Origin of the sequence: Iodobacter violaceini, from assembly GCF_011601265.1 — a bacterium.
GTDB classification, from domain to species: Bacteria; Pseudomonadota; Gammaproteobacteria; order Burkholderiales; family Chitinibacteraceae; genus Iodobacter; species Iodobacter violaceini.
In genome coordinates this window covers 297,732-316,803 of sequence record NZ_JAAOLX010000002.1, presented here as the reverse complement: position 1 = coordinate 316,803, position 19,072 = coordinate 297,732, and the positions used below count along the sequence as shown (strand labels likewise).

The window sequence follows — 19,072 nt, the reverse complement described above, 5'->3', positions numbered from 1 at the left end:
ACAAGAGGCGCAAGATGGGGATCAAACGAATGCAGACGCATCCCTCCAGCACGGCTTTAATTTTGTCTGGTGGCGGTGCAAGAGCGGCTTATCAGGTGGGCGTGTTGCTGGCCATTGCAAAATTATTGCCCAAGGGCGCAGCCAATCCTTTTCCTATTATTTGTGGCACTTCGGCTGGTGGTATTAATGCGGTGGCGATTGCAGCCGGGGCAGATCATTTTCGCCGCTCTGTGTTTGAGCTGGCAAGGCTCTGGCAGGGCTTAAGCCCGGAAATGATTTATCAGGCATCGCTTGCGCAATTATTGGCGACAGCTGGGCACTGGTTACTGTCTTTGTTTTTAGGGGGCATGGGTAAATATAATCCGCGTGCTTTTTTAAACAATGCACCGCTGCGTGATTTGCTGGTGGACAGGGTCGATTTCTCCGGGATTCAGCAAAGCATAGAAGCGGGGGCTTTGCGTGCTTTATCGATCTCGGCTTCTGGCTATACATCGGGGCAATCGGTGTCTTTTTTTCAAGGCGCTGCAGATTTGGATATCTGGCACCGCGCTTCCAGAGTAGGGGTAAAGGCCAGTATTTCTGTGGATCATCTGATGGCCTCGGCCGCGATTCCTTTATTGTTTCCTGCGGTGCGCTTACACCGCGAATACTTCGGGGATGGATCGGTGCGGCAAATTGCCCCCATCAGCCCCGCTATTCATTTAGGCGCAGAGCGTATTTTAGTGATTGGGGTGGCACCACAGGTGGCGGATCCGTCCGCCAGAGAAAAACACACCCGCTACCCCACGCTGGCCCAGGTAATGGGGCATTTAATGAATAGTATTTTTCTGGATGGGCTCGATACCGATTTAGAGCGCTTAACCCGAATCAACCGCACGCTGGCGGCTGTGCCTGCTGATTTGGCGCGGCAGCTTCCCCTCGGCTTGAGGCCGATTAAAGTGCTGGCGATTTCGCCTTCACAGCCACTGGAGCGGCTGGCAGTGGCTTTTAAATCAGAGTTTCCTGTGGGAATGCGTTTTTTGCTGGGAGGGATGGGCGCATTTCGCCATCAGGGCTCGGTTGTGGCCAGTTACTTATTGTTTTGCAGTGGCTATTCACGCAAATTAATCGAGCTGGGCTACCGGGATGCCATGGCTAAAGAGCAAGAGTTGCGTGATTTTTTATCGATTAAAACGTCAGAATAAGCAATATTACAGTCAGTGCAGTGTAGGTATTGGCAATTCTTGCCTGATATCAACTCCCTCTTGATCGAGTTGGCTGATAGAATAGTCTGTATCTATTGACTGGCTATCGGAGTACACATGTTGCGCTGGCGTCTGGGCCATTTGGCCCTGTCTCTTTTTTGTGCAGGCACCATTGCCTTTGCGCTCTATCTGGAAAAAACCCAATTTTTAAGCCCATGCCCGTTGTGTATTTTTCAGCGTGTGGGTTTTATTACCTTTGGTCTGCTGTCTTTCTGCGCCGCTGCGATTCCCCTGCCTAAAATGAGCCGCTTCTGGCCCATTGTGCTTACCCTTGTGGGCCTTGCCGGGGCGGGTGTTGCCGCAAGACATGTGGCGATTCAGTATTTTATCGATCCAAGTAAATTGCCTTCCTGCGGGCCAGGGCTGAATTACCTGATGGAAACGCAGCCGTGGCTGCAGGTTTTCAAAGGTGTGCTGACCGGGCATGGCGAATGCGGTGTAATCGATTGGAGCTTATTTGGAATGTCTTTACCTGTATTGGCTTTATTGGGATTCAGCGGCCTGATCGCAGCGACCTGGGGTATTCGTTTCTGGCAGGCAAAAGCATGACGCTGACAGAATTAAGGTACATCGTGGCCGTGGCGCGGGAGCGCCATTTTGGCCGGGCGGCTGCCAGCTGCTTTGTATCACAGCCTACATTATCGGTGGCGGTGAAAAAGCTGGAAGAAGAGCTGGGCGTGGCATTGTTTGAGCGCTCTGCCAGCGATGTCACCCTTACGCCGATTGGTGGCCGCCTGGTTGAGCAGGCGCAACGGGTATTAGAAGAAGTGCAGCTGATTAAACAGCTGGCCGAACAGGGCAAAGACCCGCTGGCTGGCGCTTTGCGTCTGGGGATTATCTACACCATCAGCCCCTATTTATTGCCGCATTTAATCCCGCAGCTGCGTATCGCTGCGCCACAAATGCAGATTTTGCTGGAAGAAAACTACACCGCACGTTTGGTGGAGATGCTTAAGCAGGGCGAAATTGATGTGGCGATTGTGGCCGAGCCATTTTTTGAAGCAGGCCTTGCCACGCAGGCCGTTTACGACGAGCCCTTTGTAGTGGCTACGCCTAAGGGCCATCCATGGGAAAAGGAAACGGAAATCGATTCATCCGTTTTGGCCGATGAGAATGTTTTACTGCTCTCTTCAGGTAACTGTTTCAGAGATCATGTCTTACAAGCCTGCCCGGATCTGAACCGCGAAAGCCTGCCTGCTGGAAGTTTGCAGCGCACCTTGCAAGGCAGCTCGCTGACCACAATCCGGCATATGGTGGCGGGCGGAATAGGGGTCACTGTTTTGCCTGCGTCTTCTGTCAGCGCTGCAGATGATGCTTTGCTGACGATCCGGCCATTTAAAGAGCCTGTCCCAAGCCGGCGGGTGATTCTGGCTTGGCGGCGTAATTTTCCACGCGCTGCAGCCATAGAAGCGGTGCGCCAGGCTGTGTTGAATACCCGCTTGTCATCCGTGCAAATATTACCTGATGAGCCGGTGCATTAGCAGGGTTTTGTTTTTGCAGCAAAAGTAGGGCCCGGCGCGGTGTGTATGAATAAACAGCATGCTGCACCGGGGGTTTGCTGATCTTTGCCAATCCAAGGTCAGCAGGACCAAAGGCGCTGGTTTTTTTTGATCTACAAGTGCATCACACAGGAAAAGACAATGAGTCATCCTATAATCATCATCGGTTCGGGCCTTGCCGCCTATAACTTAGCACGAGAATTCCGAAAGTCAGATCAAACCACGCCTTTAACGATTATCACTGAAGACGCTGCGGATTTTTATTCTAAGCCCATGTTATCTAATGCCTTAGCGGGCAAAAAAACGCCCGCTTCTTTAATTATCAAATCCGCCAGCAAAATGGCCGAAGAATTAAGCGCAGCTATTTTACCCTTTACCGAAGTAGTGGGAATTGATACTGTAAATCAACAGGTTTTATTGATTGACGGGCAAGCGCTGGTTTATCGGGATTTAATTCTGGCGCTGGGTGCAGATCCGGTTTATTTACCCCTGGGTGGCAATGCAGGCGACGACGTGCTTTCTGTGAATAATCTGCAGGATTACACAGAATTTGCCGCAAAACTGCCTGAATTAAAAACCGTAGGTATTCTTGGCGCCGGCTTAATTGGCTGCGAATTTGCCAACGATTTATTAGCGCTTGGAATTAAGCCGATTGTGTTTGACCCGGCAGGCTGGCCATTATCCCGTTTATTGCCCGAAGCCGCTGGCCGCTATTTGGCAGAGCAGCTAACCAGCGCTGGCGCAGAGTTTCATTTTGGATTCTCGGCAAAAAATTATGACCATATGGAAGGGCGCTATTTATTGGGCTTAAACGATGGATCGATTATCGAAGTGGGCATGTTGTTTTCTGCTGTTGGTCTGCGGCCACGTACTCATTTAGCGACGAGTGCGGGCATAAAAGTGAATCGCGGCATTGTGGTTGATCAAACTCTGCAAACCTCGCAGCCACATATCTACGCACTGGGCGATTGCGCCGAAGTGATGGGCTTAAATCTGCCTTTCGTAATGCCCATTATGCACTGCGCCCGCGCCCTGGCTGCCACTCTGGCCGGAACACCCACCCCGGTTAAATACCCTGCCATGCCGGTAGTGGTTAAAACACCTGCCTGCCCAACCGTCGTCGCACCGCCTGCCATTGGTGCACAGGGGGAATGGCAAGTGTCGGAGATTGAAGGCGGCATTGATGCCCGTTTTGTTGATGCACAGGGGCAGTTGCTGGGTTTTGCATTATTGGGGGCGGCAAGCAAAGAGAAGCAGGCTTTAACGGGGCAATTACCGCCTGTTTTGTCCTGAAAGCAGATCGCCATGCTGGGAATCCAGGTGCGGTATTAGCTCTGAATGTTGTAACAAAAATCGTTTTTTTAGCCCCTGCCCATGCTTTTGATTAAAGCACGGGCATTTTTTTGCTTGTTTTATTTCTGAATATTGTCTTGCATCGCTTTCGCAAAAAATTCATGCTGAAATAGCCGCATTCTGAATACATTGTGATAACTGCCGTTGCAGAAATATTCTTCAACTAATTCGGCTTCTTTAATAAAGCCGCATTTCTCATAAATATGCACTGCGGCTAAATTAGAAACATCCACAACTAAATAAAGTTTGCGTAAGTTCAGAACTGAAAAAGCATAATTAGCCGCCAGCAGTGTAGCTTCTGTGGCGTAGCCTTTACCCTGCTTATCGGGGGCAATCATGATCTGGAATTCACCACGGCGGTGAATATAATCCAGCTCAATTAATTCAACAAAGCCTGCCATTTCATTATTGCCGTCAATAGCCACAAAACGGCGCTCGCGCACATCGTGCACATGCTGATCGTAAAGCTGGGTAAGCTCAGAAAAAGTCTCATAAGGTTCTTCAAACCAATAACGCATAATTTTGGCGTTATTGTTCAGCTCGTGGGCAAAACGTAAATCGGATCGTTCCAGTGGGCGTAGTTTTAAATGGCTACTCATATAAATCGCTTAATGAAGAAGATATTCCTCGGACTTAAGGCGATAGGGGGAGTTCAGTGTTTTCAGGGAAATGGTATTTGTGGGGGGGCAAATAGAGGACGAAAGAGAAAAAGTGCCAGGCAAGATATATGGAATATTATTAAGCGATATCTGAGCTGGCATAAAAAACCCACGATCTGCATCGTGGGTTTTTTATGCATTATTCCCAGCTCAAAATAACCTTACCACTTTGCCCCGACAACATGGCCTCAAAGCCCTGCTCAAATTTATCCACATGAAAGTGGTGAGTGATAATCGGGGTGATGTCGAGGCCGGATTGGATGAGGGCGACCATTTTGTACCAGGTCTCGAACATTTCGCGGCCGTAAATGCCTTTGATTTCCAGACCTTTAAAAATGACCTGATTCCAGTCGATGGCGGTATCTGCTGGGGGGATGCCCAAGAGCGCTACTTTGCCGCCATGCTGCATGGTTTCCAGCATGGTGCGGAAAGCTTGCGGGTTGCCGGACATTTCCAGACCCACATCAAAGCCTTCGGTCATTTTTAAATCCGCCATCACGTCTTTTAAATCTTCTTTTAAGACATTGACGGCGCGGGTTGCGCCCATTTTGCGGGCCAGGTCGAGGCGGTATTCATTGACGTCGGTGATCACCACATGGCGCGCGCCTACGTGTTTGGCAATCGCTACCGCCATAATGCCGATCGGGCCAGCGCCGGTAATCAATACATCTTCACCAACCATATTGAACGACAGGGCGGTATGTACGGCATTGCCGAATGGATCGAAAATCGCAGCTAAATCGTCAGAAATATCATCCGGAATAGGGAAGGCGTTAAAGGCAGGCAGCACGAGGTATTCGGCAAAAGCGCCGGGGCGATTAACGCCCACGCCGATGGTGTTGCGGCAAAGATGGCGGCGGCCTGCGCGGCAATTACGGCAATGGCCGCAGGTGATGTGGCCTTCGCCGGATACGCGATCACCAATCTTAAAGCCTTGCACTTCAGAGCCAATTTCTACCACGGTGCCAACATATTCATGGCCAACGTGCATAGGCACCGGGATGGTTTTTTGCGCCCAGTCATCCCATTTCCAGATATGAATATCGGTGCCGCAGATGGCGGTTTTTTTAATTTTGATCAGCAGGTCGTTATGGCCAATGGCAGGTTTTTCGACTTGATTCATCGTCAGGCCGGGTGCTGCTTCTAATTTTGATAAGGCTTTCATCTGGTATTTCCATTATTGATTTAAGGCGGCAAAACCAAAGGCCTGCAGGCACAGAGTGCCAGAGATTCAATGCTGAACACAGAGTAATGCTTTTGGGGTAAAGCTTGATTTTTCTCTATACGCTCTGTGTTCTCATTTAGCTCTGTGTCTGCAGAACTTTCATTTCTTATTCATTATGCAATCACTTTCAGTTCACGGCCGACTTTGATAAAGGCGTCTACTGTTTTTTGGATTTGCTCTAAGTTGTGGCCTGCCGACATTTGCGTGCGGATGCGGGCTTTGCCTTTAGGGACAACAGGGAAAGAGAAGCCGACCACGTAGACGCCTTCTTTAAGCAGCGCTGCGGATACTTCGCCAGCAAGGCGGGCATCGCCCAGCATCACGGGGATAATCGGGTGTTCGCCCGGCACCAAGGTAAAGCCAGCTTCGCTCATGGCTTTACGGAAGTACTCTGCGTTGCGTTTTAAATTGCTGCGCAGTGCAGCGCCTTCATCACTGGACAGAATTTCCAAAACCTTCAGGCTGGCGGCAGCAATGGCGGGGGCGAGGGTATTGGAGAACAAATATGGGCGTGAGCGTTGGCGCAGTAAATCAATCATCGGCTTGCGGCCGGAAACATAGCCGCCTGATGCGCCGCCCAAAGCTTTACCCAGGGTGCCGGTGTAAAGATCAATGCGATCCTGTACGCCGCACAATTCTGGTGTGCCCGCGCCGTTTTCGCCAATAAAGCCCACGGCATGTGAATCGTCCACCATCACAATGGCGTTATAGCGCTCGGCCACATCGCAGAGGTCTTTCAGGTTGGCGATAATGCCGTCCATGGAGAACACGCCGTCGGTCACAATCAGTTTGTAGCGCGCACCCGCTGCATCGGCAGCAATCAGCTGTGCTTCCAGATCTTGCATGTCGTTGTTTTTGTAGCGGAAACGCTTGGCTTTGCACAGACGAACACCATCAATGATAGAGGCGTGGTTCAGCTCGTCCGAGATCACTGCGTCTTCTTCGCCCAGTAATGTTTCAAATACGCCGCCATTGGCGTCAAAACAGCTGGAATACAAAATGGTGTCATCTGTTTTCAGAAAGCCAGAAATCGCCTGCTCGAGGTCTTTATGGATTTGCTGTGTGCCGCAAATAAAGCGCACCGAAGCGCAGCCATAGCCGTAATCGTCCATGCCCTGTTTGGCAGCTTCAATCAGACGTGCATCATCGGCCAGGCCCAGATAATTATTGGCGCAAAAATTGAGTACTTCCTGGCCGCTTTGCAGGGTGATATCTGCACGCTGCTTGCTGGCAATCACACGTTCTGGCTTGGCAAAGCCATCGTTGTGGATTTGTTCGAGGGTGGCATTAAGGTGTGAAAGGTAAGCGTGATTCATAGTCATCCTGTGTGCGGGTCTATAATCTGATGTTCAGATTGTAGACCGCAGGCAGATGGGCGATCAGTAGCAGTTCTTACAAATAAATGATGCCTAACTGTTTTAGCTTCATAAAAAAAGCCGGGCATTGCCCGGCCTTGTGTTTAATCAATCAGCATTTATTTAGTTTTACGGCGGCGTGCCGCGAATAATCCAATGATGCCCATACCCATTAATGCGTAGGTTTCAGGCTCTGGAATGGGGGCTGTGGCGGTAGCAAGAGATAAATTATCCAGGCTGTATTGTTCCCCGTTTACTAATGCAGTGCCTTGTGTGCCGGCCATCAGTTTTAGTGATGTGAAGGCGGTGTCAGAAACCAGGCCAAAAAAGCCGCCGGTGGCGTATTTGCTGATTTCCTTAGGGATCAGATAATTACTGAAAGTATCGCCACTGAGTACCAGCTTGATACCCATGCCTGGCTCATTGAGGGAGAGGTCAAAATCGCCGCCAATTCCAAGTAATTTGGATGTGTAATTGATGCTGGTGCTGTGTTTTTCGGTAAGCCGGTCAACTAATTTTCCGCCTGTAACTGTGTAGCTGTGGGAAAAATCAGCAGGGTCTGTGGAGTTTGCTTTGATCGAAAGGCCTTTTATAAATGTGCCATCAGCAAAATCTTCACCAGAAATAATGTTTTTAAGGGCTTTTGTCCATTCTGCTTTATCAGTAAATACTTTAACGCTGATTGCCTGTGCCGGAGCAGAAATAATCAGCGAGCTTAAAAGAACCGCAATGTAAGATTTCATAGAAATAACCTGTGTTTGTAATTGAATGATCAAATTATATTCTATTTATTATTTTTTTCTTTATTAAATTCAATTGGGTTTAATTATAAGAATTATCTAATTAAGCATATGTAGTTGTTTTAATGTATTGTTATTGTTTCTTACGGATTGAGTGATAATTAAATGGTTTTTTTGGTGTAAAAAGGTTTAATTGTAAGTATCAATTGCTGATTTTCTGTATTTTAAATTAAAATAATAAATATACGGTTTGGTGTTTGGATGAAAATACAACAGCGCTCATGGCTTGTTTTTGTGGTTTTATACGATAGTGCTGTGATCTGCTCCATAGTAATGAGCGGCGATTAGTTGCTTTATGGACTCAATAGGGCTTGATTTTCCACATTTTCTGTTATGGCTAATGCTGAAAATGAAAGAGTTTGTTTTGTAAGAGAATACGGTTTGGGTAATAAAAAAATGCCGCTCAAATTTGAGCGGCATTGCGTGTTTATTTCAGATTTAACCTGCGGCTTTGGCCAGTGTGGGGTTCAGCATTTTTTCCTCACGTTTGGTTTTATTGGCTGGCGTGTCATGAAACATTGTCAGGGCCAGTAAAATCATTGCGGCGATACAAGAGCCGATCAGCAGCATAAAGCCGCCATCCCAGCCAAAATGATCCACGGTATAACCCACCACCGCACTGGCGGCAACCGATCCGCCAAGGTAACCAAAGAGGCCGGTAAAGCCTGCCGCTGTTCCTGCGGCTTTTTTCGGCGCCAGCTCAAGTGCATGCAGGCCAATCAGCATCACCGGGCCATAAATAAAGAAGCCAATGGCGATCAGAGAAAGCATGTCTACAGTAGGATTGCCTGCCGGGTTCAGCCAGTAAACAATGGTTGCGATGGTAACAAGGCCCATAAAGAACAAGCCCGTTGCGCCGCGATTGCCTTTAAAGACTTTATCCGACATCCAGCCGCACAGCAGCGTGCCCGGAATGCCTGCCCATTCAAACAAAAAGTAAGCCCACGACGATTTATCAACCGTAAAGTGCTTCACTTCTTTTAAATAGGTAGGGGCCCAATCCAGTACGCCGTAACGCAGCAGATAAACAAACACGTTGGCAAAGGCAATACACCAGAGCAGCTTATTGGGCAGGATGTATTTTTTAAAGATTTCTTTGGCGCTCAGCTCTACTTCGTGCGCCTCGTTGTAATCTTTCGGGTAATCGTTTTTATATTCTTCGACAGCAGGCAGGCCGCAGGATTGCGGGGTGTCGCGCATGACCACAAAGGCCAGCACAGCAATGGCAATGGCAGCCGCAGCTGGCACATAGAAGGCCGAGCGCCAATCGTTAAACCAGCCCATGCCTAAGATAAACAGCGGGCCTATCATGCCGCCGCCCACATTGTGAGCGCAGTTCCATACCGAAACCACCGAGCCGCGCTCTTTCTGGCTCCACCAGTGCACCATGGTACGGCCGCATGGCGGCCAGCCCATACCCTGTACCCAGCCGTTTAAAAACAGCAGTACAAACATAATGGTGACGCTGGATGTGGCCCATGGCACAAAGCCCATAAACAGGAAAATAGCCGCGGAAAGCACCAGCCCAAGGCTTAAAAATACCCTTGGATTAGAGCGGTCTGATACCGCGCCCATTAAAAATTTAGATACACCATAAGCAATCGCCACACCCGACATGGCAAAGCCTAAATCGCCACGCGAATAGCCCTGCTCAACTAAATAGGGCATGGCAAGTGAGAAGTTTTTGCGGACTAAATAGTAGCCCGCGTAACCCAGGAAAATACCCAGGAAAATTTGCCAGCGTAAACGTTTATAAGTGCTGTCAATTTTCTGCTCATCCATGCGTGTGAGATGGCTGGCAGGTTGTAAAAATTTAAACATGAAAAATCCCTGTGTGCAGGCATTGGAACAGGATGCCTGCATTGGAAACAAGCCTCAGGAAAACGCTGGCAAGCAGCTGGCCAGCGGATAAAAATCGTATTTTTCCGGGCGGGTGAAGTTTAATGAATGCCGTGGGCAAGAGCTGCGAGCGCGGCACCAATAATCGAGCCTGCTACAGGAATCCAGGCATAGCCCCAATCGCTGTTGCGCTTGCCGGAGATTGGCAGAATGGCGTGCATCAGGCGCGGGCCTAAGTCACGGGCAGGGTTCATGGCATAACCTGTTGTGCCGCCTAAAGAAACACCAATCCCCAGTACCAGCAGGGCTACCGGCAGGGCGTCAATGGCCCCTAAAGACATTTTTGGCGCAACCATACTTAAAATCGCAAATACCAATACAAAGGTGGCGACAATTTCTGAAACCAGATTGCCCGCTACATGGCGAATTGCCGGGCCGGTGCAAAATACGGCGAGCTTGGTGTCACCGCATTCGGTGCTTTCAAAGTGCTTGTGATAAATCAGCCACATCACAAAAGCGCCTGCCATACCACCCAGCATTTGCGCGATGATATAGCCAGCCACATCGCTCCATGCAAATTTACCGGCAACTGCCAAAGCAATGGTGACGGCCGGGTTGAGGTGGGCGCCACTAATGGCGGCCACGCTGAATACACCTACAAATACGGCCATGGCCCAGCCAAAGGCAATCACAATCAGGCCGCTGTTCTGGCCCTTGGTTTTATTGAGTAATACATTGGCGACAACGCCATTACCTAAAAGAACCAATAAAGCGGTGCCAATAAACTCGGCAAATAATGGAGTCATTTGAATTCCAGTTTGAAGCGGGCAGAGGCCCGGATAATGAGGGGGTAGTTTGTTTTTGTACTTCAGGATTTTGATCGGAATAAATCCCGAATTAAGTCTGCTGATAAAGCGTGCCCGAAGCGGCGCTGAGCGACTCATCACTGTCGCCCGCAGCGCTTCGGTTGCGCTCTGCAGTCCTCTTAATCCGCTTCGTGATTGGCCCAGGTTTTGGTGGCTTCTACTGCGCGGTGCCAGCCTTTCAGTAATTTACCCGAGCCTTCTGCGCTCATCTGGCTGCTGAAGCGCTTATCCAGCTGCCACTGGCTTTGCACGTCTTCAATGCTCTTCCAGTAACCCACGGCAAGGCCAGCCAGGTAAGCCGCGCCCAGAGCGGTGGTTTCGGTGATTTTTGGGCGGATCACATCGGTGCCCAGGATATCGGCCTGAAATTGCATCAGTAATGGATTAACACTTGCACCACCGTCCACACGCAGCTCAGGAATACTGATGCCTGCATCGGCTTCCATTGCTTTTAATACATCGGCGGTCTGGTAAGCGATGCTGTCGAGCGCAGCGCGGGCGATATGCGCTGATTTTGTGCCCAGCGTTGCGCCAAACAGCGAGCCACGGGCGTCCTGATTCCAGTGCGGTGCGCCAAGGCCGGCAAAGGCGGGTACCAGATACACGCCATCGCTGTCTTTAACCTGGCCCGCTAATTCATTGACTTCGGAAGACTTGCTGATCATGCCCAAGCCATCACGCAGCCATTGCACCACTGCGCCGCCGATAAAAATACTGCCTTCCAGCGCGTATTCAACCCGGTCGCCAATTTGCCATGCGATGGTGGTGAGCAGATTGTTTTTAGAGATGATAGGGGTAACGCCCGTGTTCATCATCATAAAGCAGCCCGTGCCGTAGGTGTTCTTCACCATGCCGGGGCGGGTGCATTGCTGGCCAAAAAGGGCCGCTTGCTGATCGCCTGCGATGCCGGATAAAGGCACGCGGCTGCCCAGCATCGATTCATGGGTGTAGCCGTAGATTTCGCTGGATGAGCGTACTTCCGGCAGGATGCTGGCAGGAATATCCATCAGCTCCAGCAGGTCTTTATCCCAAGTCAGTGTTTGAATATTAAACAGCATGGTGCGGGATGCATTCGATACATCAGTCACATGCACTTCGCCGTGGGTGTAGTTCCAGATCAGCCAGCTGTCTATTGTGCCAAATGCCAGCTTGCCTGCATTAGCCAGCTCACGTGCGCCTTCTACATTATCTAAAATCCACTTGATCTTGCTGCCGGAGAAATACGCATCAACGGGCAGGCCGGTCTTGCTGCGAATCGATGCTTCAAGGCCCAGGGCTTTGATTTCATCGCAATACTGCGCGGTGCGGCGGTCTTGCCAGACGATGGCGTTATAAACCGGCAGGCCGGTTTCACGGTTCCACACCACGGTGGTTTCGCGCTGATTGGTAATGCCGATGCCGGCGATTTGGGTGCTGTCAATATTGGCGCGGGTAATGGCTTCGTGCGCTACGGTGGATTGCCCAACCCAGATTTCCAGCGCGTCGTGTTCTACCCAGCCCGGCTGAGGATAAATCTGTTTGAATTCTTTTTGCGCCATCGAAATGATGTCGCCTGCCTGATTAAACAAAATTGCGCGTGAGCTGGTTGTGCCCTGGTCAAGCGCCAAAATGTATTTGTTTTCCACTTCTATCCCCTTTGCTTTAGCTGGCAAGCGATGTGTTATTGAGTGTGTTTTTATGGGTGAATTGTCGGCCTCACAGGCTGTATGAGGCAAGCAATTGAGTGCAGAAAAGGCTTGTTGTTTGTGTAATGTTCTTTTCTGATCGTTTCTGATTTTAATCGTTGCAAACTTGTTTTATATCAGGGGATACCGCAACTTGTAATCGAAAAAAAATGACTACAAAAGCGAAAAGGTGAGGTTTTACGCGGTGTGCAGCGGGGTAAATGTTTTTTTAGATTTGTTGCATTTTTATGCGAAATGAGAAAAAAATAGTTCAACTCAAGTAAATGTACGGATTTTTTTTGCAGGTGGTTTATCGTTTTTGATTGAAAAAAAGTGTTTTTCTCTGCATGAGGGGCGTTAGAGATCAAATATTCTTGTTTCAGTGGGGAAGTCAGTTGGCGATTGTTGGAGGGCTGAGTGCGCGAAGCAAAGTCACAAAGATTTTTTTAGTGCCTTTGGCGCGTTGATTCAGGTGCGGCCATCCCGCTGGACCTTCTTTTCTTGCGTGGCCAAGAAACGAAGCCAAGCTACAAAACACGAAGGCCCCTGCTGCGGTCCAATCGAGCCGGCGGCGGGCGGGATTGGCTCGCTGCATCGCTCTGGCGTGTTTCAATGGGAGATTTAAGCCCCGTATCAAGAGTGTAGTCACCCTCTTTGGTCTTTTTTGCTGCGAAGAACCAAACTGCTTAGCGCAAAAGGGCTGAAGCCCGCGAGCACTCCTGAATAAATACGCGGGTTTCAACCGCTCTGCGAAACCCGGCATCAATCCCTTATTGAGGCGTTTCTGCAATATAGAGCTGGGTTTTTGATTCTTTAATCACTGCATCCATGGAAGCATCAACCGGCTGATCAGTAAATAACGCGGTGATTTGCGATAAATGGCCCTGGCGGGCGAGGGCGGGGCGGCCAAATTTGGAGTGGTCTGCCACTAAAAAAACATGCCTTGATTGTTTGATAATTGCTTCGGCAGTACGCACTTCCCTGAAATCAAAATCACGCAGCGTGCCGTCGGCTTCGATGCTGGAAATGCCGATAATGCCGTAATCCACTTTAAACTGATTAATAAAGTCGATGGTGGCCTCGCCGGTAATGCCCCGGTCTCTGCCGCGCACCATGCCCCCCGCAATAATCACTTCGCACTCATGGTATGTGCACATGATGGCGGCGACATTCAGATTATTGGTAATCACATGCAGGCCGCGATGATGGCGCAGTGCTTTGGCCACTTCTTCAGTGGTGGTGCCAAGGTTAATAAATAAAGACGCATTATTGGGAATATGCGCTGCAACCAACTCAGCGATTCTTTGTTTTTCTTCGATCAGCAACACTTGCCTGGCTGCATAGGCCACGTTTTCTACGCTGGATAAGGTGCTGACCCCCCCATGCAGTTTTTGCACCAGCTTGTTTTCAACCAGCTGGTGAATATCGCGGCGTATGGTTTGCTGCGTAACATCAAAGTGTTCTGCCAGCTTTTCAACGCTGACATAAGCCTCTCTTTGCACCCATTTTAAAAGTTCCTGCTGGCGTAGATTCAAAATCATGCTGCGTCTCGTTGGCTGAAAAGAGTTGTACAGAGTTTAACAAGCCATTGTGGACAATGCGATGGGGGAAGCTTACAAGATGCAAAAAAGGGTATAGGGGTTTTCCATAGCAAACATTTGCGAAAATATAATGTTAGTATTTTGTTGTTTTATATTTGTTTGTGTACAAATAGAATCAATAATGAATAATTGCATCGCATCTGGGGCAGAAAAGCGTGGAAGATAAAATTTACGATGTACTGGTCGTAGGCGGGGGCATTAACGGGGCAGGGATCGCGCGTGACGCGGCCGGCCGTGGCCTTTCTGTCTGCCTGTGTGAAAAAGATGATCTGGCGCAGCACACCTCATCGGCCAGCTCTAAGCTGATTCATGGCGGCTTGCGCTATCTGGAATATTACGAATTTGGTCTGGTGCGCAAAGCGCTGCAAGAGCGTGAAGTGCTGCTCGATTTAGCCCCGCATATTATCTGGCCACTGCGTTTTGTGATGCCGCACGATCCCACTGGCCGCCCTAAGTGGCTGATCCGTACCGGTTTATTTCTTTACGATCACTTAGCCAGCCGCAAAGTTTTACGCGGCACAGAATCTATCCGTTTTGACAGCCATGCATCGGGGCAACCGCTCAAGGCCGGTTACAGCCATGGTTTTGCTTATTCAGATGGCTGGGTACAAGACGCCCGTTTAGTGGTACTGAATGTGATGGATGCGGCAGAGCGCGGTGCGGTGGTGCATACCCAAACGGCCTGCGTGGCGGCTAAGCGTGAAAATGGCGTTTGGCATTGTACTCTGCAGGGCGCAAATGGGGTGCAGCAGGTCAAAGCGCGCACGGTGGTGAATGCGGCCGGTGCATGGGTGGAATCGGTGCTTAAAAATGTAGTGGGGCAAAAATCAGCCCACGCGCTGCGGCTGGTAAAAGGCAGCCATATTGTGGTGAAAAAGCTGTTTGATCACCCAGATGCTTATATTTTCCAAAACCCGGATAAACGCATTATTTTTGCGATTCCCTATGAAAAAGACTTCACGCTGATTGGCACCACCGATGTGGAATACCATGCAGACCCTGCCCGAGTCAGCATTGATCATGACGAAATTAGCTACCTCTGCCAGATGAGCAATCGCTATTTTGAGCAGCAGATCAGCCCAAATGACGTGGTGGCGACCTTTTCAGGCGTTCGCCCGCTGCTGGATGATGCTTCCGGCAATGCGGCCAGCGTAACCCGTGATTACTCACTGGAGTTTGATCCTGCTGAGGGCCTGCTGTCTGTGTTTGGCGGCAAGATCACCACCTATCGCAAGCTGGCCGAGCAGGCCGTTGATTTGCTTGCGCCGCATTTGGGTAATCATCACGCAATTTGGAGTGCAACTAAAGCCCTGCCTGGCGGCGATTTGCACGGCAGTTTTGAGCAATTTATGCAAAAGCTGGCAAAAGATTTTGCATGGATGCCGGGTGATTTATTGCAGCGATATGCACGTACCTATGGATCAAGAACGGCTGTTTTGCTTAAAGGCGCCCGATGTGTGGCCGATCTGGGCGAGGAAATTCTGCCTGCGCTTTACGCCGCAGAAGTGCGCTATTTAATGCAATTTGAATGGGCAAAAAGCGCTGAAGATATTCTTTGGCGCAGAACCAAGCTTCGCCTGCATTTACCTGCCAATGCAGATGAAATTTTGAGCCAGTGGCTGGCAAAAACGGCGGTGCGTTCAACTGATACAGCGCTTGTTTCATAAAAGGACACCATGATGCAAATCACATTAGATCGCCTGGATGCAACCATCAGCTGCCCGGTTAATTTAGCTGCGCCACGCGCCAGAATGGTGGTGGCCAATTGGAAAATGTTTGGCAATCTGGCACTGTGCCGTGAAAGCCTGCCGCGTCTGGCTGCGGCAGCTATGGAGAGTGTCGAGCTGGTTGTCTGCCCGCCTGCGCCTTATCTGGGCGAAGTAGGGCGCTTGGCCAGCAGCTCTGGCGTGCACTATGGCGCGCAAGATGTGGCTGAGGTTACGCATGGTGCACGCACGGGCGAATGGTCGGCTGATATGCTGGCAGAGTTAGGTTGCCGCTACGCCATTGTTGGGCATTCTGAGCGGCGGGATCGCCACCGCGAATGTAATCAAACCGTGGCGGTAAAAGCCGCCATGTGTATTGCAGCAGGGGTGATCCCGATTGTGTGCGTGGGTGAAACCATGAGTGACCGGGAATCAGGGCAGACTGAGGTGGTTCTGGCAGAGCAGCTGAGGGCTATTTTGCAGCTGATGAAAAAAAATGCCATGTTTGTACTTGCTTACGAGCCGGTCTGGGCGATTGGTACCGGCCTTGCCGCTACGCCAGAAATGGCACAGGACGTACATGCATTCTTACGCCGGCAGCTGGCGCTGTTTTCACCCGCATGGGCCGGATCTGTCACGATTTTATATGGCGGAAGTGTGAAGGCTGACAACGCCGCATCGTTGTTTGCCATGCCTGATATTGACGGTGGATTAGTTGGCGGGGCCTCGTTAAATGTGAATGATCTGCTCAGCATTTATAAGGCTGCCAATATTTAAGCTGAATTTCTGCACAGTTAAAGCCCGCCGTACATCGTACAGGCGGGTTTTTTTTGCGCTCTATTTTTGTAAGATTAATTGTTGATCTCATTACTATCCTTGCTTTTGTATTCAATATGCTTACAAATTTATTTTTTCATTCTTTCTTATAATTAAATATTCCATGGCGTAATAAGGGGCTCAAACTATATTGGTTTCACTTGTCTGGCTGGGTATTGCCTTGGGCAGGATGGGCTGGGTGATGTTCTGTGCTGACGGTGCGCTGACGCAGTTTGCTATGGGTGCGGAGCGCCTTTATGCCATCTCTTATCAGGCGCAAGAGAAAGGCATCCCTTGTTGGTCTGTTTAATTGGAGCAAAAGATGCAAAACACATGGATCAAAACGAATAATGTCGCTCAGTATCAAGAGGCCAACTGGGCCAACTGGATAGGCACAAAAGCATGCGGCAGCGTGGAGGCCGCTCAGGCTTATGCCGCGCAAAATGCTGAAATCAGCTTCTTTTTTTATTGCCGTCAGAATATGGTACTGACCAATGGCCGCAGTTTCAGCCCGGGGGATGCTGCGTTTTTCTCCGGCCAGCCATGGTATGGCAGCGCACCGCAATGCGATTCGTATCAGAAAGTTGTGTTTAATACGCCAGCATTTATTAATGATTTTCCGGTCAATTCAGCACAAAACGATGCCGTTTGCCTGCAATGGAACACCAATATCAGTGGCTTTACCGCGCAGGCCATCATGGGCGACCCGTGGAATCTGCTTTATGCCAGCAATCAAACCTCTTATTTTGATACCCAGTTCACCACCATTCCCAGCACCGCAACGGCGGCCTTAATTCAATGGACGGCGTTTCCAAACCGCCTGAGCCAATATCTGGGTAAGGGCGCATACCCTGCCAATCCTTACAACTATTTGCCTGCGCAATTGTTTGCGATTGCTGATCAATACGGCACAACTGAAGTGCCTGTGCCCGCTTTCCAGAATATCCCCACCCAACTTTGCCCGCAGGCTACATGGAATAGCGAGCTGCATATGTACGGCCCCTATGGCCCGCGCGGCTGGCAGGATGAGTATTGCGAGTGGAGCGTAGTGCGCGATCCGCAAAGCAATAAAATCACCCGCATTGATATGACCTGCGAAAACCCGGAATACTGGAACACGCTGTGGATGATTGATCCGCAAAAAGTGGCCGATGTGTATACATCTACGCTGAGCTTTGGTGCGCCAGCTTCGGCGCAGGTGGTGGTGCCAGTCAGCGATTTATACTTGCAAGATCCGGTGACTAAAGCCGTGGTGATTGATCCGTCAACCGGCCGCCCGGCTTATAACCCGCTGAATAAATGGAACAGCGGCCCCGTTGCCGTGCGTGGCAGCAGCAATAATTATGGTGGTGCGATGCATCTGACCAGCACCCCAAATACGCTGCAAACAGAAATGGCCCTGGCGGGCGGCGCGACGATACAGCGCAATTGCGGCAACAGCGTGCCGCAAACACTGATTTGCTGCGCGCAATACGGGCAGGCTTACCGCAATAGCGATCCGCATATCGGGCAATCGGTGAATCAGGCGATTGGCGGGCAGCTTACCGGTTTTCCCTGCAAGGCTGCACTGGCAAATCCAACCGGCTTGTATATCCAGGTGCCGGATTTAAGCGGCTTTACCCTGCCTGCAGATCCAAAATTGCCCGCGGGAGCATCAGCCCAGGATTGCTGGCAGATTGTGCGCGGGTCGGCAGAATTAACTGATCCTGTTACCGGAATGTTGTTTGGTGCCACAGCAGCATCGCCACAAAATGGCGGTAATTTTGTGCTGCATGCGGTGTTTCAATTGCCACAATCGTGGGTGGATGCGGGTGTGTCGTTTACGATAGGCGATATCACCGATGCAAGCGGCGAGCTGATTCAGTGGGGCGGGCAAGTCACGCAACAGATGTCGATTGGCCTGTGGGCGCGCCCGATTCAGGTTTCGGCAGCCCCTGCCAATGAAGCTTGCGTTTTACCGCCACCAACGGGTGTTACCCCGCCTGCCAGCCCTGTGCCGCCTGATTACGCCCAGCCCTTACAGCTGTTTCACTCGGCTATTTGGAATGCCTACTTTAATACCGAAGTCAGCAATCCAATGAATACACCGATTTCGCTGGCCAGTAATTCCACCCTGATTGCTCCGATTGTGCGGCTTGGGCAAAGCAATATCCCTATGGTGCTGACCTGCACTACTACGCAGCTTGGGCCACAGGGGCAGCTGCCAGCGGTGGACTTTGGGCCGGATGTGACGGTGGTGGTCAGTGGCTTTAACGACAACGTTAATTACGCTGTGCCAGGTAATTCTTATCCATCCCAGTGCGCTTCGCTTAATTTAAATGTCAGTGTGGGCGCAAATGCTGCTTTGGGTTTACGTGGCCTGGCGCTGACAAACTATGGGGACGAGGTGCAGGCGCCTATGTCTGCGCTGCTGAATATTATTCCGGCTTGATTGTGAAGAGTTAA

Annotated in this window: 16 protein-coding genes; 8 read left to right on the top strand and 8 right to left on the bottom strand. The window is 50.3% G+C overall.

Annotation, left to right across the window (positions count from 1 at the left end):
• Positions 1 to 29 precede the first annotated feature (29 nt).
• The 4 genes from HA050_RS05070 (at position 30) to HA050_RS05055 (ending at position 4,036) form a co-directional block, all read left to right on the top strand.
• Positions 30 to 1,184 (top strand): patatin-like phospholipase family protein, encoded by a 1,155-nt coding sequence (locus tag HA050_RS05070; protein ID WP_166822895.1) that lies wholly within the window; start codon positions 30 to 32, stop codon positions 1,182 to 1,184.
• 117 nt (positions 1,185 to 1,301) lie between these two features.
• On the top strand, positions 1,302 to 1,793 hold the full coding sequence (locus HA050_RS05065) for a disulfide bond formation protein B (protein ID WP_115227656.1): 492 nt from the start codon (positions 1,302 to 1,304) through the stop codon (positions 1,791 to 1,793).
• Positions 1,790 to 2,725 (top strand): LysR substrate-binding domain-containing protein, encoded by a 936-nt coding sequence (locus tag HA050_RS05060; RefSeq protein ID WP_166822892.1) that lies wholly within the window; start codon positions 1,790 to 1,792, stop codon positions 2,723 to 2,725. The genes HA050_RS05065 and HA050_RS05060 overlap by 4 nt, the downstream gene beginning before the upstream one ends.
• A 159-nt stretch (positions 2,726 to 2,884) precedes the next feature.
• Positions 2,885 to 4,036: an FAD-dependent oxidoreductase gene (locus HA050_RS05055; RefSeq protein WP_166822889.1), complete on the top strand. Its 1,152-nt coding sequence runs from the start codon at positions 2,885 to 2,887 to the stop codon at positions 4,034 to 4,036.
• A gap of 119 nt (positions 4,037 to 4,155) precedes the next feature.
• Here the strand turns inward: HA050_RS05055 and speG are convergent, their stop codons facing one another.
• The 8 genes from speG to HA050_RS05015 form a co-directional block, all read right to left on the bottom strand.
• Positions 4,156 to 4,695, bottom strand: coding sequence for a spermidine N1-acetyltransferase (speG, locus tag HA050_RS05050; RefSeq protein ID WP_166822886.1), 540 nt, complete (start codon positions 4,693 to 4,695; stop codon positions 4,156 to 4,158).
• Between the two features lie 199 nt (positions 4,696 to 4,894).
• Complete coding sequence (gene tdh, locus HA050_RS05045; protein WP_166822883.1) at positions 4,895 to 5,920, bottom strand: L-threonine 3-dehydrogenase; 1,026 nt, start codon at positions 5,918 to 5,920, stop codon at positions 4,895 to 4,897.
• A 173-nt stretch (positions 5,921 to 6,093) separates the two neighbouring features.
• Positions 6,094 to 7,296 carry a glycine C-acetyltransferase gene (locus tag HA050_RS05040; RefSeq protein ID WP_166822880.1) on the bottom strand — a complete coding sequence of 401 codons (1,203 nt, stop codon included), beginning with the start codon at positions 7,294 to 7,296 and terminating at the stop codon, positions 6,094 to 6,096.
• Between the two features lie 158 nt (positions 7,297 to 7,454).
• Positions 7,455 to 8,078: a PEP-CTERM sorting domain-containing protein gene (locus HA050_RS05035; RefSeq protein ID WP_166822877.1), complete on the bottom strand. Its 624-nt coding sequence runs from the start codon at positions 8,076 to 8,078 to the stop codon at positions 7,455 to 7,457.
• Between the two features lie 495 nt (positions 8,079 to 8,573).
• Entirely contained in the window at positions 8,574 to 9,956 is a 1,383-nt protein-coding gene (glpT, locus tag HA050_RS05030) for a glycerol-3-phosphate transporter (RefSeq protein WP_166822874.1), read from the bottom strand.
• A 119-nt stretch (positions 9,957 to 10,075) separates the two neighbouring features.
• Complete coding sequence (locus HA050_RS05025; RefSeq protein ID WP_166822871.1) at positions 10,076 to 10,780, bottom strand: MIP/aquaporin family protein; 705 nt, start codon at positions 10,778 to 10,780, stop codon at positions 10,076 to 10,078.
• Between the two features lie 179 nt (positions 10,781 to 10,959).
• Positions 10,960 to 12,465, bottom strand: coding sequence for a glycerol kinase GlpK (gene glpK / locus HA050_RS05020; RefSeq protein WP_166822868.1), 1,506 nt, complete (start codon positions 12,463 to 12,465; stop codon positions 10,960 to 10,962).
• A gap of 809 nt (positions 12,466 to 13,274) precedes the next feature.
• A complete protein-coding gene (locus HA050_RS05015; RefSeq protein WP_166822865.1) occupies positions 13,275 to 14,045 on the bottom strand; it encodes a DeoR/GlpR family DNA-binding transcription regulator in 771 nt (256 codons plus the stop codon).
• A gap of 215 nt (positions 14,046 to 14,260) precedes the next feature.
• Between HA050_RS05015 and glpD the strand changes: the two genes are divergently transcribed.
• From glpD to HA050_RS04995, 4 genes are all read left to right on the top strand, one after another.
• Positions 14,261 to 15,772 carry a glycerol-3-phosphate dehydrogenase gene (glpD, locus tag HA050_RS05010; RefSeq protein ID WP_308418886.1) on the top strand — a complete coding sequence of 504 codons (1,512 nt, stop codon included), beginning with the start codon at positions 14,261 to 14,263 and terminating at the stop codon, positions 15,770 to 15,772.
• A 12-nt stretch (positions 15,773 to 15,784) separates the two neighbouring features.
• Positions 15,785 to 16,588, top strand: coding sequence for a triose-phosphate isomerase (gene tpiA / locus HA050_RS05005; protein ID WP_166822863.1), 804 nt, complete (start codon positions 15,785 to 15,787; stop codon positions 16,586 to 16,588).
• 190 nt (positions 16,589 to 16,778) lie between these two features.
• Positions 16,779 to 16,937: a hypothetical protein gene (locus HA050_RS05000; protein WP_166822860.1), complete on the top strand. Its 159-nt coding sequence runs from the start codon at positions 16,779 to 16,781 to the stop codon at positions 16,935 to 16,937.
• A 12-nt stretch (positions 16,938 to 16,949) separates the two neighbouring features.
• Positions 16,950 to 19,058, top strand: coding sequence for a DUF8225 domain-containing protein (locus HA050_RS04995; protein WP_205836297.1), 2,109 nt, complete (start codon positions 16,950 to 16,952; stop codon positions 19,056 to 19,058).
• Positions 19,059 to 19,072: the final 14 nt, after the last annotated feature.

Excerpts from the sequence above, each read along its gene's own strand:
- HA050_RS05070 (WP_166822895.1), top strand. The coding sequence starts at position 30 with ATGCAGACGCATCCCTCCAGCACGGCTTTAATTTTGTCTGGTGGCGGT.
- HA050_RS05065 (WP_115227656.1), top strand. The coding sequence starts at position 1,302 with ATGTTGCGCTGGCGTCTGGGCCATTTGGCCCTGTCTCTTTTTTGTGCA.
- HA050_RS05060 (WP_166822892.1), top strand. The coding sequence starts at position 1,790 with ATGACGCTGACAGAATTAAGGTACATCGTGGCCGTGGCGCGGGAGCGC.
- HA050_RS05055 (WP_166822889.1), top strand. The coding sequence starts at position 2,885 with ATGAGTCATCCTATAATCATCATCGGTTCGGGCCTTGCCGCCTATAAC.
- speG (WP_166822886.1), bottom strand. The coding sequence starts at position 4,695 with ATGAGTAGCCATTTAAAACTACGCCCACTGGAACGATCCGATTTACGT.
- tdh (WP_166822883.1), bottom strand. The coding sequence starts at position 5,920 with ATGAAAGCCTTATCAAAATTAGAAGCAGCACCCGGCCTGACGATGAAT.
- HA050_RS05040 (WP_166822880.1), bottom strand. The coding sequence starts at position 7,296 with ATGAATCACGCTTACCTTTCACACCTTAATGCCACCCTCGAACAAATC.
- HA050_RS05035 (WP_166822877.1), bottom strand. The coding sequence starts at position 8,078 with ATGAAATCTTACATTGCGGTTCTTTTAAGCTCGCTGATTATTTCTGCT.
- glpT (WP_166822874.1), bottom strand. The coding sequence starts at position 9,956 with ATGTTTAAATTTTTACAACCTGCCAGCCATCTCACACGCATGGATGAG.
- HA050_RS05025 (WP_166822871.1), bottom strand. The coding sequence starts at position 10,780 with ATGACTCCATTATTTGCCGAGTTTATTGGCACCGCTTTATTGGTTCTT.
- HA050_RS05015 (WP_166822865.1), bottom strand. The coding sequence starts at position 14,045 with ATGATTTTGAATCTACGCCAGCAGGAACTTTTAAAATGGGTGCAAAGA.
- tpiA (WP_166822863.1), top strand. The coding sequence starts at position 15,785 with ATGCAAATCACATTAGATCGCCTGGATGCAACCATCAGCTGCCCGGTT.
- HA050_RS04995 (WP_205836297.1), top strand. The coding sequence starts at position 16,950 with ATGCAAAACACATGGATCAAAACGAATAATGTCGCTCAGTATCAAGAG.